The sequence below is a fragment of the Herbivorax alkaliphila genome, from assembly GCF_030848475.1.
Lineage (GTDB): Bacteria > Bacillota > Clostridia > Acetivibrionales > Acetivibrionaceae > Herbivorax.
Genome location: NZ_JAVDDS010000023.1, coordinates 11,930 through 29,732 on the forward strand (window position 1 = coordinate 11,930; position 17,803 = coordinate 29,732).

Here is a 17,803-nt window from a genome sequence, read left to right on the forward strand (position 1 = left end):
AACTATTTTAAGAAATGCGAAATGAAATGCCGGACTTATTCAAAAACTACTGTTTATAGTTTTAATATAATGTTAATTTTATAAATAGTATTTGATTAAAATGTTAATGGTGAAATGTATTTTTTACACGATTTATAATTTTTATTATTTCACCATAGTTAAAGGGTTTACTTATATATTCATTCATTCCAGCATCCATACATTTTTCTTTATATTCTTTCATTGCATGAGCAGTAATAGCAACAATCATTGGTTTAGTGCTATCTGAATTATTTTTTCTTATTTGTCTGGTTGCTTCAAAACCATCTATTCCGGGCATTTGACAATCCATGAATATTATGTCATACTTCTTTGTTTTACAAGCTTTCACAGCTTCTTCTCCATTGTATGCAACATCACAAGATAAATCATTTTTATTTAACATCTTGACAAAGAGATTTCTATTAATTTCATTATCTTCAACTAGGAGAATTTTTATTTTATTATTGTAGTTTGCTTCTCGTAGAGAATGTTTAGTTACAAAAAACTTACTACTAAAATCGTTACTTTTAATAACTTCAAATAATGTCACTAGGGTATTTAAAAATTCATTTTGAGTAAAAGGTTTTGAAATATAAGCTGAAAAGCCTGCAGCTTTTGCTTTTTTAGCTTCTCCTTTTTCTGGACTAGAATCTAATAAAATTAAAGGTATATTTCTTGTAAGAGGTAGTGCTTTTAATGCATTAACCAAATCATAACCTGAAACTTCACCCAAGTCTTTTTCTATTAAAACAACATCGTATTTATCATTTCTAATTGAATTTAATATTTCTTCAAGTGCTTTCATTGAATCATCTATTTCTTCTATAAAGCAATCTAACTTTTTAACATACATATTGACTATGTTTCTATCGTCCTTATTAATATCAACAAGAAGTATTCTAGCTTTTTTAAAAATAGAATGATCTATGTTTTTTATTGAATATTCCTCTGTTGTTTTTTCAAATATTAAGGAAAAACTAAAACACGAACCTTTATCTTTCTTGCTTTTTACTTTTATTTCTCCACCCATCATTTCAATAATATTTTTACATATAGGAAGTCCAAGGCCAGTTCCTCCATATCTTCTTGTTGTTGAAGTATCCTGTTGGGCAAAAGGTGAAAATAATTGATCTAAAAAGTCTTCACTTATACCTATTCCAGTGTCTTCTATAGTAAAAAGTATTTGATACGTTGCTTCTTTTTCCTGTAACAATTCTACTTTTACCAAAACTTCTCCTTTTTTTGTGAATTTCACCCCATTGCATACAATGTTAGAAATAACTTGTCTTAATCTAGTAGGATCTCCAAGTAGCATTTTGGGCAAGTCAGATTTAGTTATAATGCTTAAATCTATACCTTTTTCTAAAGCTTTTGCCTCAAATGGTTGTACTGCCTTTTCAACAGTTGCACGTAAATTAAAAGGAATTTGTTCCATTTCCAGTTTTCCAGCCTCTATTTTAGATAAATCAAGAATATCATTTATTATATTTAACAGGGCATCTGAAGATGTTTTTATACTTTTCAAAAATGATTTTTGTTCTTCGTCTAGATTTGTCATTTCTAATAATTGTATAAAACCAATTACACCATTCATAGGAGTCCTGATTTCATGGCTCATATTAGCAAGAAACTGACTTTTAGCTACATTTGCAGCATCTGCTTTTTCTTTTTGCCTAATAAGCTCTTTTTCTTTTTCTTTAATTTCTGTGATATCTGTATGAGAACCTGCCATTCTGTAAGGTTTTCCAGTTTCATCCCTAAGAGCTTCACCTTTAGCAAGTATCCACAAATAATGACCTTTTTTATGTCTGAATCTAAACTCCATATTATAAAAAGGTATTTTTCCATTAAGATAATCTTGAACGTACTCTAAAACACCTAGTTTGTCATTAGGATGAATTCTGCTTTCAAAAGTAGAAAAATTATTTTCCAACTCGCTGTCTGTATATCCAATCATCTCTTTCCAACGAGTTGAAAGAAAAAGCTTGTTTGTCTTTATGTCCCAATCCCATATGCCATCCTGAGAACCTTTTACTGCCAATTCAAATTGCCCCCTACTTTTTTTTAAGTCTTCCTCAATATTCTTTCTGTTGGTTATATCATAAGCTACTTGAAGGTGAACATCTCTGCCATCTATCCATTCAATTATTCTTTCTCTACATTCGTACCACCTATTTGTAACAATGCTTTTGTACTCCCATGCATATGTGCTTTTGCTTATTTCGCCTGTTAAAATTTTATCAATATTGCAGAAATTGCAGACCTCATTTTGTTTTCCATGAAATACTTGCCAGCACTTTTTTCCTTTGACATTCCCAAATTCTCTTTTTACATTTTCATTAACAAATAATATTTCATAGGTATTTAAATCGGCAACATATATAAGTGCATCTATACTATTTAAAATATAATTTACTAAATTATACAAGTCTTTTAAACTATTGGGCTTTATTCCCATATATTTCATCTCCATTATTTAATGTTAATATACTTACTATATACCATAATAACAATTATATTAACACAAAACTTACATATGGAATAAGTAATTTTAATATTTACTAATTGCATTTTTGAACATGAGGGAAGAAACTATTGTGTTTAATACCAAATAAGGAACAACAAACATGAGAAAAAGTAAAAAACACTTATTATATTAGTTATTTTTACTGGAAAATTTTCTTGTTAAATATAACACACCTACAACCACAGGGAGTAAGAGGAAAGCATAGATATTACCTGAAAATGTTTCTACAGTCCATACACGTAATGCATTTCCCCCATCTAAAAAGCTTGTGAAAATTCCATCATAATCTGCAAGGCTAAAATTTACACTTCCTGCAAGCCTTGTATATAGATAAGCCATATTTGAAGCTAAATAAAGATGGAGTATGACTATAGGAATTCCGATAAGAAAAGAACGTACAACATTTCCTTTTGTAGCAACACAAAGAAGTGAAGCAATTACTACCAAATTTACCAAATCTCCTAGTGGAATAAATCTTACTCCAGGAAGAATAAAAGCTAAAGCCAGTGAAACAGGTATAAGGAGTATTGAAGTTACAACAACTGAAGGAAGACCTATTATTACAGCAACATCAAGTCCAATATATGTTTTTTTTGTTTTGGGAAAATGTTTTTTTATAAAATCTTTCATTCCTTCAGAAATTGGAATCAAAGAAGTTCCGACAATATTTGCCATTTTGGGCAATATGTATATTACTGCTGCAATGCCAAATGCAAATTCTGCAATTTGTCTAATGTCGCAACCTGCCCCAATACCAAGTAAAACCCCTAATATAAAACCAATAATCATTGGTTCACCTATAAGCCCCATTTTCTCTTTTATTTTCTCAGGGTTGGCGTTAATTTTATTTACAAAAGGGATATAATCGATTAATTTATTACCTAAAACGCCAAAGGGAAAGTAAGCTACAGCGGATAGAGTAGGCACAGAAATTCCCTTTAAACCAGAAAACTTATGAAGCATCGGAGCACTCCAGTCTGCCAGTTTAATTGTAATTATAAATGTTGTTATGCTGGCAAGAATAGACAAGAAAACACTGCTTGATATATTATAAACCAATGCCCCGGCAAATATAAAATGCCAATAATTCCAGATATCTATATTAACCGTTTTAGTTAATTTGGTTATAAGTAAAATAATATTTAAAAGTATTAATATAACCAAAAGTAAAGGGGCTAAAGAAAAAGCCCAGGTTATAGCTGCTAGAGGAGGCCACCCGGCGTCTAGAATATCAAGTTGAAGCCCTGCTCTAGATATAAGTTTTTGAATAACAGGATTAATTATTGTGACAAAATAGTCAAATATTACAAATATTCCTATAAAGCCAATACCAATGGTAAAAGATGATTTTATTGCAGTAGAAAGCTTAATTCTAAAAATCATTGCCAAAATCAAAATAATAAAAGGCAACATTACATAAGGTTCAAAGCCAAGAATATACATTGTTACATTTTTTATAATATCCATATTTATCTCCATTTCTCCTAGTCGATTATCAAAATATTTTTATTGTGATTTATAAAGTGTTTTTTTAACCATTATAACAACATAAAAAAATCATAAATACCTTGTTAAAATTGAGTTATCAAAACTAATTATAACGGTTAGTATTTATGATATCAAGAATTTATCATGTAGTCTTAAAGTAATATAAAAATTTTTTTCTAAAAGGCTAAGTTTTGTACATAAAGTTAATGTTTTTTATTTGAAGATGGAGGCATTTTATCATGAGGTTTACCATTTGAGTTATTATCTTTTTCCTCCTTTTCTTTCTCATCTTCACTTTGTTTTTCTTCATCCTGCTTATCTTCATTTTTTATTTCAGGCTTGTTATTTTTAACTTTATATTGAATATTGTTAGGATTTACTTTAGCAGGAACATTATCAGATCTATTTTGCTCAGGTATATTCTGAATATCCTCTTCATTATTTCTTGAATGAATGGAATTGGGAACGTTGCCATTATTTGTTGTGTGATCATCAGAAAATGGATTGTTTCCTGATTTTCCAGCAGTAAAATCACTTGAGATATTAGGACGTGCGGAATTATTATTTGGGTTCCTATTATCATTTCTGGAGTTATTATTGTTGGAGTTAGTATTACTGGAACTATCATCCTCTTTGCTTTGAGATGGATTTATTTGCTGTATATCATCTTTTTTTGGAGGTTGAACTTTATTATTTGGCAAAGATTTTTTATTTTCATTAGTTGTATTAACAGGGTCTATTTCACCAGATGATTTATTTATTATATTTACCATTTCTTTAACAGGTATATCTTTAAAATCATCAGAAACCATTTCGGGATCAAATACTTTAAGTGTATCCATTAAAAAAAGTTTACCTTGAGACACTCCTTTTTCTTTAGCCTCTTCACGTTTTTCTACAGAGGTGTTTTCTACTATTATTTCTGAATTCAAATTTTTGCTTTTAAACATTTCTTTGGTTAAAGTGGTTATATTTTCACTAACTTCAGAGATTTCTTTTTTGCTTTTACTTGAAACGGCAATCATAATTGTATTTTCTGTGTCAGCACTTACATAGCCCTTTTCAGAGGCAATATAAAATATGGAATCCAAAACATCTTCAAGATTTTTGCTTTTATATGAAGTATTTTCTAATAATTTTTCACCCTCATTGTTAATGGCATTTACATCTATGACTTTATCAAAAGTATTAAGAGTGATTTCCATGCTAGGATTAATATCAACACTGACATAGCTATATGGTGTAAAATAGTTGTAAAAAACTATTGATAGTCCAAATACCATTAAGAATATAGCTGCTGCTGATGCAATTGTTTTAAATTTCTTAAAGTTAAAAGTTTTAGAAGGAACATCAACTTCATAACCTATAGTAAGATTGCCGGAATTTTTAATTTTCAAAAATTCTCCGTTACTATTTAATATTATTGCATGTTCTTTTTCTATCTCAACAACTATTCCTTTCACAAAAATCACCTCCATTTTATATAAGAATATCTCAGAAATAATGCTCTGTTCTCAAGGACAAAATTCCGATGACTTACATCACATACATATATATTCGAGTTAGCAACTCTTTTTTTTAGGGTAGGCAAGGTTTTAGTATGAATTAATTAATTTACCGGGAAATTTTGTTGACAAATGAGGCAACTTTTGTTAAGATATTACTAATGAATAATTGATAATGATAATCATTGTTCATAATAAGAGGACATAATATTAATATAATAGTGAATATACATATCAAAGCATAATTATAAAAACGAAGTAAAGGAGGGATTATATGATATTGTATATATTAAATAGGCTCATGGGGCGTGGTGCATTTCACGAAGTAATTGACCAGCTGGTGACAGCTCTTGAAAAAGAGGATCCATATACTGGAGGGCATTCATCAAATGTGGCAGATATGAGTATGGATTTATCAAAAGAAATGGGTATAAAAGGGATTGGCTTTGAGGATATTCACCTCGCAGCACATTTACATGATATAGGAAAGTTAAATATTTCACAAAACATTATAAATAAAAAGGGGATGCTTCTTCCAAAAGAGAGAATAGAAATAGAGAAACATCCGTATATAGGATTTAATATTTTAAATAAATCAAAGAATTTTAAAAATATTGCTAAAATAGTTCTCTATCATCATGAGAGATGGGATGGAACAGGATATCCCGAGGGGCTTTTAGAAGATAATATCCCAATTGGTTCAAGAATTATTGCTGTTGCGGATTCTATTGATGCCATGACTACAGATAGGCCATATAGAAAAGCTATGACATGGAGACAATGTATTGAGGAAATAAATTTAAATGCTTCAGTGCAATTTGATCCTCTTGTAGTGGAAGCAGCAAATAAACTATGGGACAAATGGAAAGACAAAAAATTATTTTTAAAAGGTGCTTTTAATAAAAGCAGTTAGTTCAGGAGTAGCTTTATTTTGTACCCTTGTACATAATTATATGTATATAGTATAATATTAATGATTTATTAATATTACAATTAGAGGAGATTGGTATGAGATATTTAGTTACAGGTGGGGCAGGTTTTTTAGGAATAAATCTTATTCGATTTTTAGTTGATAAAGGACATGATGTTACGTCACTTGATATAATGGATTTTGATTATGAGGACATGAAAGATAAAATAAGAATAGTCAAAGGTGATGTTAGGGATAAAAAGGCAGTTGAAAATTCTTTAAAGAACGTGGATATAGTAGTTCATGGAGCAGCTGCATTACCCCTATATTCAAAAGAAGATATATTTTCAACAGATGTAGATGGGACAGAAATGGTTTTATCTGAATCATTAAAAAGGGGTATTAAAAGAGCAATATTTGTTTCTTCTACTGCTGTTTATGGAGTTCCAGACCATCATCCATTAGTGGAAGAGGATAAATTGATTGGAGTTGGGCCTTATGGGGAAGCAAAAATAGAAGCGGAAAAGGTTTGTGAAAAATATAGAAAAAAGGGCATGTGTGTTCCTATTGTAAGACCAAAATCTTTTATTGGACCAGAAAGATTAGGTGTATTTGCCTTATTTTATGATTGGGCAAGCAGTGGAAAGAATTTTCCTATGATAGGAAGTGGTAAAAACAGATATCAACTTTTAGATGTTGAAGATTTGTGTAATGCTATTTATTTAACGGCAACTTTAGATTTAAAAAAAGTAAATGATACTTTTAATATAGGTGCTGAAGAATTTACTACAATGAAGGAAGATTATCAGGCAGTTTTAGATAAAGCTGGATTTGGTAAAAAGATAATTGGATTTCCTGCAAAACCTGTAATCTTAGGATTGAAATTTTTAGAACTTTTGAAAATTTCTCCTTTATATGCATGGGTCTATGAGACAGCTAGCAAAGATTCCTTTGTTTCAATTGATAAGGCTAAAGAAATTTTAGGATACAAGCCAAAGCACTCAAATAAAGATGCTCTTTTAAGAAACTACCAGTGGTATCTAGATAATGTAGACAGTTTTAAAGATGAATCGGGGGTTAGTCATAGAGTTCCTTGGAAGCAAGGTTTCTTAGGAATTGTGAAATGGTTTTTTTAAGTTTTAGGTGTTAAAGGTAAATTTAATACCTAAATATTATTAACTATTATTTAAAAGTTATAGTTCATATATTTAGTTTTATCTATCACAAATGAATTTAAAAGTAAAACTGCCATTATATAAGATGGTGGTTTTGTATATAAGACAAAAAACTCCACTCTCAAAAAGGTTGGAGTTTTTTATTTTTAATAAATATGTAGCATAATAGATTATTTTTTGACATACCTATAATTTTTTTAATCTCGGAAATACACGTGAGTGTGTAAAAGATTCCAAAATTCTATCTTTATTTATACTGTAAAACTCCCATAGTTTACACTGTAACTTGTAATTATATGCAAATAAAGATATAATTATTATTGACATAAAAAATTCCTTGATAAGGATTTAAACTTATAGAAACACTTATTTTTTTAAAAGTTGACTTTTTAAGTTTTTTATGATAAATTTTAAATATATATATATATATGCATTTAAATAAAATTAATAAAAGGAGAGTAAAAAACATGAATTATTACAAAAAAAATGTATTTCTAGCGGTTGTATTAGTAACTATTATTGCATTGCTTACACTTGGCAATGCTAGTGGTAAAGCAGGAGATTTAACAAATACTAGCAATCAAAATCAAGATACCGAATATGAAATTAAAAGTGTATTGAATAAGTATTTTGATAGGTACTTTAATGAGTTTAAGACACTTGAACTATATGATTTTAGCGACATTCTTCAAGATACAAAGAGTACATACCTATACAGAAGTATTCAGGAATACGATTTAGAAGTAAGTAAAGTATTTGAGACTCAATATAAAAGCTATGATTTTGAAATTGTTTATAAGGATATTAATATTAATAAAAATTTTGCTAATGTTGAGTTGCTAATTAATCTAGATTATGAGTATGTAAATGCCGATGGAAACAAGTCTTATATTCGCAATATGGGTTATACTTTTACATTAGAAAACCTAGATGATAAGTGGATGATAACAGAAATTAATTCTGAATTTTATGAATTTGAACATTTTAAAAATAGAGTTGTAGAAATTAGTAAGTCAAATAATGATAAACTTGACTCTGATATTATATCAAAAGTAAAAAAGGAAAAGATATCTGACATTTATGTAATGAAAGAAGTCTTAGAAAAAGCAAAAAAAGCCGATGATTATATTGAAATTTCAAATAACCAAGAGTTTAATAATCAAGATTTTGGTATATTGTCGACTTCATACACTTACACCCCTAGTCTCGGTAGACAGTATGCCCAATTATATGCTGAAGATAGAGATGGCTCTTTATTTTATGTTGCTGGGACTGGTGGCAACTGTACTAATTTTGTTTCTCAATGTGTTTGGGCAGCATATGGAGGAGGAAGCTATCCATGGAATAACCAGCAAACTAGCTCAGATATAGTAAATAGAGTTAGAATGGTAAACAGTGTATGGCAAGCAGGATTGAAGGGTGGTGGTGGTTTCCCAGCATGGGAAAACGCCGAGAGTTTTTGGAATTACACAACAAGTTCTAAAACAGTAGGTCCTAATGGTACAGGATATAATAATAATCGTGCTTACTTCAACTTGGCATCAACATCTTTTAGTGTAGGTGATGTTATACAAGCTAGAAACAACCTACTTTCAACAATCTATGGTCATTCCATGTATGTGACTCTTACTCTAACTCCTTCACACGGAAGTGATTATTCACGTATTTATGTAAGCCAAAATTCTGATGACGTATATAATAGAGCTTTAACTGATGTAATCTCGAGTTATGGAAATCAAAATTGTTTTATAAGACTTATTAAATTTAGTACTGCAAACTTCAACAGTTAATTATAAAAAATACACTAAAAGCAAGTTGAAACTTAACCTGCTTTTAGTGTATTAAATAAATTATAATTAAAGTATAAAATGGGAGGACGAAATTTATGAAAAAAATCATATTAATCTGTATGATTGTAACAGTTATTCTATTAGCTGGCTGTGGTGGAGCTGGCATAATTGAGGGTGATGACAAATCTCAGGATAATATTTCTGGTCAAAGTACAGTTGAACAAGAAATTAAAGATGCAGTAATGGACTATTACAAACGAAAGTTGGGTTACGGAGAAGAATACGAGACAACTCAAAGAGATAATTATATAATTATGAGTCATCTCAAATCTGAAGTTGTGAGGGAATTTGAAATAACCATTTATAAAACAAAGCCATTTGGGGATAAATATCTTGTTCTTGCTGGATGTCATGACGGAGACGGGCATCCTCCAAGTGAATTACTTTTATTACAAAAAACTGATGATAAGTATACTGTTTCAAAGGAGGCATTTGGGGATATTCCAATAAGTATGGCATTTACTATTAATAGTGTAGTCTATGAAAATAACACAATTTTGTTTAGCGTACTTAGAGATAGAACGTGGTTGGTAGAACCAGATGAATCAAAAGAAGTTTCTTTTGATTATATTATAACTGAATTTGAAAATGGAGAATCCATAAAAGAAATAGTTACTGGTGATAGGGCCTATATAATCATATTAGAGGGTATTTCAGATGTAAAAGACATGAATTTATTTAATAGTGAAGGAAAACTTCAAACCTCATTAGAAGACCTTGTTAAATATGGTAGTATGGGTCGGGATTCAGAGTTTAGTAGCGTAGAGAAATTCTATAAAGATTAAATGGCAAAAAACATCATATGATATCGCTTAAGTTTAGTAGTGTATTATTTAAAACTATAAAATTAGTTTAGCTAAATATAGAGGCTTGTAAAACAAGATTTTATTACAAATAAATTTAAAAGTAAAACTGCCATTATATAAGATGGCAGTTTTGTATATAAGACAAAAAACTCCGCTCTCAAAAAGGCTGGAGTTTTTTATTTTTAAATCTTGTAACGAAGTGAAAGACTTAAAAATAAAATTTCTCCAATGTCTTAGAGTTTTTTATTTAACATAGATTTAACATTCATTTAACTCAATTTAACAAAGATATAATAATCCTTTAATCTTGAGAGTTTAGTATTTAAAGTGTAAATATTATTAGAGGAGGATATTAAATGAACAAGATTTTTAAAAAATTAGCACTAACGGTTATTATAGCTTTAGGATTAGGAAGTGTTTTCACAGGTTGTGGAGCAAATGAGGATGATTCAAAAATTAATGAACAAGCAACTCCTAAGCCAGCAGCAGAAAATGTGGAGGATTTAGATGAAGAACCAAAATTAAGTGGACATATAAGTATAGTTGGCTCAACTTCTGTCCAACCATTGGCACAGCTATTAGCTGATGCTTTTACAGACATAGAAACTGAAGTTGTAATAGATGTGCAGGGTGTTGGTTCATCTGCTGGAATTAAAGCTGCAAATGATGAAAGTGCGGATATTGGTATGGCATCAAGAGAGTTAAAAGAGGAAGAGAAGGAATGGGGAATTACAGAAATCCCTATAGCTGTTGACGGAATAGCAGTAATATTAAATCCAAACAACTCAGTAACCGAGTTATCATTAGAACAAATAACACAAATATACAAAGGTGAAATAACAAATTGGAAAGACGTTGGTGGAGAAGACAAAGAAATAATTGTTGTTAGTCGTGAAGATGGATCAGGAACTAGGGGGGCATATGATGAGATAATAGGAATAAAAGGCGAACTTGTAGAAGATGCTTTAATCCAAGACGGAAATGGACCTGTAAGAGCAAAAGTAATGACTACTGAAGAGGCAATTGGATATATATCTTTAGGATATGTTGATGATAGTGTGAAAGTACTTAAGGTTGATGGGTTTGAGCCATCAGAAGAAAAAATTAAATCAGGGGATTACCCAGTTTCAAGAAGACTTTTAATGCTTACAAAAGGTGAAGTGGCTCCTGAGGTACAGGCTTATTTGGATTTTATTTTCAGTCGTGAAGGAAATGAGATAGTATCTAAGGATTACATACCAATGGATTAGTTTAATACTTTGCATAAACTGTATATGGAGAATACTCTTCATATGCAGTTTAAAAGAACTATTTGTAAATATATGATTGAGAAAGTTGGTGTGTTATTGAGATGAATTCAAAAATAATAACTAAAAGTTATAATACAGAAATCAAAGAAAAGGATAGTATATTAAGCAAATCAAAAGCAAAGAAAATGAGCAAAGATATATTTGAAAAATTAGTGGAGCACATATTTCTTTTATGTGCCTGTATTTCTGTAATTTCTGTTGGTATAATTATTATTTATATATTTTCAAAAGGATCCCCAGCTATTTTTAAAATAGGATTTATTGATTTTTTATTTGGAACAAAATGGGCTCCTTTACAAGGGGAGTTTGGAATATTTCCAATGATAATTGCTTCTCTTTTAGGAACTTTTGGTGCAATAATTGTAGGTGTAACAATAGGGCTATTTACAGCTATTTTTATGGCCGAGCTAGCGCCACCTTGGATGGCTAAGGTTTTTAGACCTTCTGTAGAATTATTAGCAGGAATACCGTCGGTTGTCTATGGTTTTTTCGGTTTGCTTGTAATAGTTCCAATGATTCATAAAGCTTTTGGAGGTGGAGGAAATAGCCTTTTAGCTGTAATAGTTATTCTTTCTATGATGATTTTACCCACATTAATAAGTATATCAGAAGTATCTTTAAGGTCAGTTCCAAGAGAATACAAAGAAGGCTCATTGGCACTTGGTGCAAGTCATATACAGACAATATTTAAAGTTTTAATTCCAGCATCAAAATCAGGAATAATGGCTGCTATAGTCTTAGCAATAGGAAGAGCAATAGGTGAGACGATGGCAGTAATTCTTGTTGCAGGGAATTCACCTATTTTACCTTCTTCATTGACAAGTCCTGTTCGTACCTTAACTGCAAATATTGCAATTGAAATGGGATATGCTTCAGGCCTCCATGAAGATGCACTTTTTGCAACAGGTGTAATTTTGTTTGTTTTCATTTTAATTTTAAATATTGTTTTAAATACTGTAATAAAAAGGCGGGTGACTTAAGGTAAATGAATAAAAAAGTATCAGACAAAATTTTATATACTGCAATATGTGCAGTATCATTTATAACAATAGCTATTTTATTTTGGATTGTGGGTTATGTAACTATGAAGGGCTTACCTAATATTAATTGGGGATTTTTGACTAGTGAATACAGAGGAGATAGTACGGGAATATTTCCAATGATGATTACAACAATTTATATTATAGCACTATCTCTAGCTCTATCAGCTCCTATTGGAATTTTTTCAGCTATTTACCTTGTCGAATACTCAAAGCCTGGGAAAGTTGTTAATATTATTAAATTTTCAATAGAGACATTGGCAGGAATACCTTCAATAATATATGGGTTGTTTGGATATATGTTTTTTGTTATTGCATTGGGTTTTAAAATGTCATTGTTATCTGGAGCACTGACTCTTAGCATCATGGTATTGCCAACTATAATCAGAACAACAGAAGAAGCTTTAAAATCTGTTCCTAAATCTTATCGTGAGGGAAGTCTTGCATTAGGAGCCACTAAACTTACAACTATAATTAAAATTGTATTACCTTCTGCTATACCAGGAATTTTAGCATCTGTAATTTTAAGCATGGGGAGAATAGTTGGGGAGACAGCAGCAGTTTATTTTACAGCAGGAATGGCTACGCGAATTCCTAAAATTATGGAATCAGGTAGAACATTATCTGTTCATTTATACATGCTTGCCCACGAGGGAATTTCTTTTGAACAGGCTTTTGCTACAGCTACGGTATTACTAATTATTATTGCAACTTTAAATTTTGTTGCAGGCAAAATAGCTTCAAATATAAAGAGATTAACTACTGGGGCTTAAAATTTATTAGAGTAGAAAAATTGATTTAGCAGGAATTGTTAGTGACTTGCTTTCATTCAGTTTTGTGCTTCTAGAAAGGAATGATTCTTAAAATGAAAAATAACAAGTGTAAAATTTGCACAAAAAATCTTAATTTACATTACGGGGATGTTCAAGCTTTAAAAAATGTTTCTATTTCAATTGAAGAAAAAGAGGTAACAGCTTTTATTGGACCTTCAGGCTGTGGAAAATCTACTTTTTTAAAAACACTTAACCGAATGAATGATTTGGTTGAAAATGTAAAAATATCCGGGCAGGTATATCTGGATAATTCAAATATATATGAAAAATGTGATATAGTAGAGCTTAGAAAGAGAGTAGGAATGGTATTTCAAAAGCCCAATCCTTTTCCGATGTCAATATATGATAACATTGCATATGGTCCTAAAGTACATGGAATTAGATCAAAAGCTAAACTGGATGATATAGTTGAAAAGAGTTTAAAAAATGCAGCTCTATGGGACGAAGTAAAAGATAGATTAAAGCAAAATGCATTGGGGTTATCTGGAGGTCAGCAACAGAGACTTTGTATTGCAAGAGTTTTAGCAGTGGAGCCTGAAATAGTTCTTATGGATGAACCGACATCTGCATTAGATCCTCTTTCAACTTTAAAAATAGAAGACTTAATTGGAGAGCTTAAAAAAAACTATACCATAATAATTGTGACACATAATATGCAGCAGGCAGGACGCATATCTGATAAAACAGCATTTTTCCTCTTAGGTGAAATTGTTGAATACAATTCTACAGAAAAGATTTTTAGTGTGCCAGAAGATAAGAGAACCGAAGACTATATTACAGGTAGATTTGGGTAGGAATTTATTGCAATGATTCTAATAAAGGTTCTAAGCACTTATTAGTGATTGTTACAGATTACAAAAGTTATTATAATTTATAGTATAAAAGGAGCATGATTGTATATGACAAGGAATTATTTTGAAAAAGAACTGGAAGACCTACATATTGATATGATAAAAATGGGAAGCCTTGTTGAAGAATCAATAGAAAATACCATTGAGGCACTTAAAAATCAGGATGTAAGGTTTGCTAGGGATATTTTTGAAAGTGATGACATTATAGATGATTATGAGAAAAAGATAGAAAGACAGTGTCTTAATCTTATAGCGAGACAGCAGCCTTTGGCAAAAGATTTAAGAAGTATCAGTACTGCACTTAAAATTATAACCGATATGGAGAGAATTGGTGACCACTCTGCTGACATTGCAGAGATAACAATAAGAATGGCAGATGAAAAATATATTAAACCATTAATTGATATACCTAAAATGGCTAATTTAGCAAAACAAATGGTAAATAGAGCAATTGATGCCTATATAAATGATGATTTGGATTTGGCAAAAAGAGTATGTGGCAGTGATGATGAGGTAGATGATTTATTTTATAAAATTATACTGGAGCTGATAAATATTATGAAAAGTGATGTATCTTCAGTTGAACAGGCAATTAACTTTATGTTTATAGCTAAATACCTTGAGAGAATGGCAGATCACGCAACAAATATTGCTGAATGGGTAGTTTACAATATTACTGGAGAGCATGAAAATCTTACAAGATATTATCATAAAGATGACAGAGTACGAAATCCTTTTGTGAAATAAAGTATTGCCATGATGTTTATTCTATATTTTTATTCACATAAATGATGTTCACTTATATATTACAAATCTAATTTTAAATTATGTAGAAAATAATATATAATGAGAATATAATTTTAATTTGGAGAGAGTGTATGATTGAAAAAACTATATTTTTAGTAGAGGACGAAAAGCACATTCAAGAATTGGTAAAATTTAATTTAGAGGAAAAGGGATATAAGGTTAGTGTTTTTGAAAATGGAGAAGACCTCTTAAGTGAATGCAAAAATAAAGTCCCAGATCTTTTTATACTAGATGTAATGTTGCCAGGGATAGATGGTTTTGAAATATGCAAAAAGTTGCGTCAAAATATTAAACTAGAAAAAATACCTGTTATAATGCTTACTGCTAAAAGTGATGAATTTGATAAGGTTTTTGGGTTAGAAATTGGTGCAGATGATTATATTACAAAACCTTTTAGCATAAGAGAGCTAGTAGCAAGGGTGAAAGCTATGTTTAGAAGGTCTGACAGCTGTGAAATCAGTGATGATGAAGTTGTAAAAGCAGGTAATATTACAATTGATTTTTCAAAGCGTGAAGTATCAAAAAATGGAGAGATTTTAGAGCTTTCTTATAAAGAATTTGAAATATTAAGGTTATTAATGATAAACAAGGGCAAAGTGTTGTCAAGAGAAATACTCTTAGAAAAAATATGGGGTTTTGATTATTTTGGCGAAACCAGAACGGTAGATGTACATATTAGATATTTGCGTCAAAAAATAGAAGATGATGATAACCAGCCTTTTTATATTGAGACTGTAAGAGGAATAGGTTATAGATTCACAGATAAAAAAGGATAAGTGATTATATGAAAAAAAGGATATTTAAATACTATGTAATTTTGTTTATATGCATATTATTTATTACAGCTTTTTTTACATCTTCAATTGCAGGGAAATTTTATAAAGAGGAAGTTGAAAACAAGCTTATAAACATTGCTTCTTCAATTGAGCACCATCTAGTTGAAATTGAAAAATATCAAGACATAGATTATGATTATATATCTAAAAATTTTTCTGAGTATTTTAATGAGGATGATAATGAAAATAGATTACGAGTGACTTTTATTGACTTTGATGGCAATGTTTTGGGTGATTCAGAGGCGGACTTTCAAAGTATGGAAAATCATATCGACAGAGAAGAAGTAGTTTTGACCATTGAAGATGGTATTGGAAAGGACATAAGAAAAAGTAGTACAATTAATACAGACCTATTATATATTGCAGTTGCAGTAAATCAACCAGAGGTTATTATTAGAATTTCACTTCCATTAACTCAAATTAATGAGATAAACAGACTTATTTGGTTTTATACAATTCTTATAACTTTAGCTGCCATAATATTAGCAATTTTGATATCTTTTAAAATATCTAAATCTTTGACAAAGCCTCTAAATGAATTAATATTTGCATCAAAAGAGATTTCTGATGGAAAGTATAAAGGCAGAATTAATATAAAATCAAAAGATGAATTAGGGCAGTTGTCAAAATCTTTTAACGAGATGGCAACAAAGCTTGAAAAAACAATAAGTGATTTAAAAGATAAGAAGGTTGAGGTAGAATCAATTGTAGACAGTATGAATGCTGGAATTGTTGCAGTGAATAGTGAGGAAGAATTAATTTTGATAAATACAATGGCAAGAAGTTTTTTTAAGATTGATTCACAAAAAAAAATAATCGGCAAAAACATATTGGAAAGCATAAGAAATAATCAGTTAAACATTATTATAAAAGAAACTTTTATTAATAATAAATCTCTTGAAAGTGATTACATTAATATAGATGAAAAAATATTAAAATTATATACAAGCCCAATAAAGCCAAAGAGTAAAGGTGGCAAAAATTCAGGAGTTATCGTGTTTATTCAGGATGTAACTAAAATAAGAAAACTTGAGAAAATAAGAACAGAATTTGTTTCAAATGTTACCCATGAATTAAAAACTCCTATTACTTCTATTAGAGGTTTTATAGAAACATTGAAAGATGGAGCAATAGATAATAAGCAGGTTTCAATGAGATTTTTAGATATAATAGATATAGAGGCAGAGCGCCTTCATGCACTGATTGATGATATACTTCAATTATCTGAAATTGAAACAAAGCAGATTAATTTAAAAAAGGAAAATGTTAATATAAAAGTCTTGGTAAATGAAGTGATTAGTATAGTGCAAAACATAGCAGATGAAAAAGAAGTAACCCTGTACAATGAAGTAACAAAAAACATATTTATAAATGGGGATAAAAATAGATTAAAACAGCTGTTTTTAAATCTTATTGATAATGCAATAAAATATAATGTAAAAGGTGGAAAAGTTATTATCAAAGCATATAAGGATGAAGGTAAAATAGTTATCAAAATAAAAGATACAGGTATAGGAATTGATTCTAACCATTTTTTGAGGATTTTTGAGAGGTTTTATAGGGTTGACAAGGGAAGGTCTAGAGATTTAGGGGGGACTGGACTAGGTCTTTCAATTGTAAAGCATATTGTTAACCTATATAGCGGAAATGTTAAAGTTAACAGTAAATTAGGGGAAGGTACAGAGTTTATTGTACAGATTCCAAACTAGAAACTTTACATGAATTTAACAAAGACATAATAATCTCCAAACAAAAAACTGTTATATTTAAATCATAGAAATTAAGAAATTTAAACTTAATTTTAGTAACTAAAGTTTTTTGAAGTAAAAGGAGATGATTTTATG

The 17,803-nt window shown here is 29.9% G+C and carries 14 protein-coding genes; 11 read left to right on the forward strand and 3 right to left on the reverse strand.

Annotated elements, in window-relative coordinates; translation table 11 throughout:
* Positions 1-103: 103 nt before the first annotated feature.
* From RBH29_RS09840 to RBH29_RS09850, 3 genes are all read right to left on the reverse strand, one after another.
* Positions 104-2,479 carry a PAS domain-containing hybrid sensor histidine kinase/response regulator gene (locus RBH29_RS09840; protein WP_306696644.1) on the reverse strand — a complete coding sequence of 792 codons (2,376 nt, stop codon included), beginning with the start codon at positions 2,477-2,479 and terminating at the stop codon, positions 104-106.
* 198 nt (positions 2,480-2,677) lie between these two features.
* Positions 2,678-4,027, reverse strand: coding sequence for a PTS transporter subunit IIC (locus RBH29_RS09845; protein WP_306696645.1), 1,350 nt, complete (start codon positions 4,025-4,027; stop codon positions 2,678-2,680).
* 212 nt (positions 4,028-4,239) lie between these two features.
* The gene (locus RBH29_RS09850; RefSeq protein ID WP_306696646.1) at positions 4,240-5,499 is read right to left on the reverse strand and encodes an anti-sigma factor domain-containing protein; all 1,260 of its coding nucleotides are present in this window, start codon (positions 5,497-5,499) and stop codon (positions 4,240-4,242) included.
* A gap of 316 nt (positions 5,500-5,815) precedes the next feature.
* Here RBH29_RS09850 and RBH29_RS09855 point away from each other — a divergent pair, with 316 nt between their 5' ends.
* From RBH29_RS09855 to pnpS, 11 genes are all read left to right on the forward strand, one after another.
* Entirely contained in the window at positions 5,816-6,454 is a 639-nt protein-coding gene (locus RBH29_RS09855) for an HD-GYP domain-containing protein (protein WP_306696647.1), read from the forward strand.
* 95 nt (positions 6,455-6,549) lie between these two features.
* The gene (locus RBH29_RS09860) at positions 6,550-7,587 is read left to right on the forward strand and encodes an NAD-dependent epimerase/dehydratase family protein (protein WP_306696648.1); all 1,038 of its coding nucleotides are present in this window, start codon (positions 6,550-6,552) and stop codon (positions 7,585-7,587) included.
* A 506-nt stretch (positions 7,588-8,093) separates the two neighbouring features.
* Positions 8,094-9,416 (forward strand): amidase domain-containing protein, encoded by a 1,323-nt coding sequence (locus tag RBH29_RS09865; protein ID WP_306696649.1) that lies wholly within the window; start codon positions 8,094-8,096, stop codon positions 9,414-9,416.
* Positions 9,417-9,511: 95 nt separating this feature from the next.
* The gene (locus RBH29_RS09870) at positions 9,512-10,261 is read left to right on the forward strand and encodes a hypothetical protein (protein ID WP_306696650.1); all 750 of its coding nucleotides are present in this window, start codon (positions 9,512-9,514) and stop codon (positions 10,259-10,261) included.
* 377 nt (positions 10,262-10,638) lie between these two features.
* Positions 10,639-11,532: a phosphate ABC transporter substrate-binding protein gene (locus RBH29_RS09875; protein ID WP_306696651.1), complete on the forward strand. Its 894-nt coding sequence runs from the start codon at positions 10,639-10,641 to the stop codon at positions 11,530-11,532.
* A gap of 158 nt (positions 11,533-11,690) precedes the next feature.
* On the forward strand, positions 11,691-12,572 hold the full coding sequence (pstC, locus tag RBH29_RS09880) for a phosphate ABC transporter permease subunit PstC (RefSeq protein WP_306696688.1): 882 nt from the start codon (positions 11,691-11,693) through the stop codon (positions 12,570-12,572).
* 5 nt (positions 12,573-12,577) lie between these two features.
* Positions 12,578-13,405, forward strand: a complete 828-nt coding sequence (gene pstA, locus RBH29_RS09885) for a phosphate ABC transporter permease PstA (protein WP_306696652.1) — start codon at positions 12,578-12,580, stop codon at positions 13,403-13,405.
* Between the two features lie 92 nt (positions 13,406-13,497).
* Positions 13,498-14,259 carry a phosphate ABC transporter ATP-binding protein PstB gene (gene pstB / locus RBH29_RS09890; RefSeq protein ID WP_306696653.1) on the forward strand — a complete coding sequence of 254 codons (762 nt, stop codon included), beginning with the start codon at positions 13,498-13,500 and terminating at the stop codon, positions 14,257-14,259.
* 105 nt (positions 14,260-14,364) lie between these two features.
* Positions 14,365-15,063, forward strand: coding sequence for a phosphate signaling complex protein PhoU (phoU, locus tag RBH29_RS09895; protein WP_306696654.1), 699 nt, complete (start codon positions 14,365-14,367; stop codon positions 15,061-15,063).
* Between the two features lie 131 nt (positions 15,064-15,194).
* Positions 15,195-15,899 (forward strand): response regulator transcription factor, encoded by a 705-nt coding sequence (locus RBH29_RS09900; protein WP_306696655.1) that lies wholly within the window; start codon positions 15,195-15,197, stop codon positions 15,897-15,899.
* Positions 15,900-15,907: 8 nt separating this feature from the next.
* Entirely contained in the window at positions 15,908-17,668 is a 1,761-nt protein-coding gene (pnpS, locus tag RBH29_RS09905) for a two-component system histidine kinase PnpS (protein ID WP_306696656.1), read from the forward strand.
* Positions 17,669-17,803: the final 135 nt, after the last annotated feature.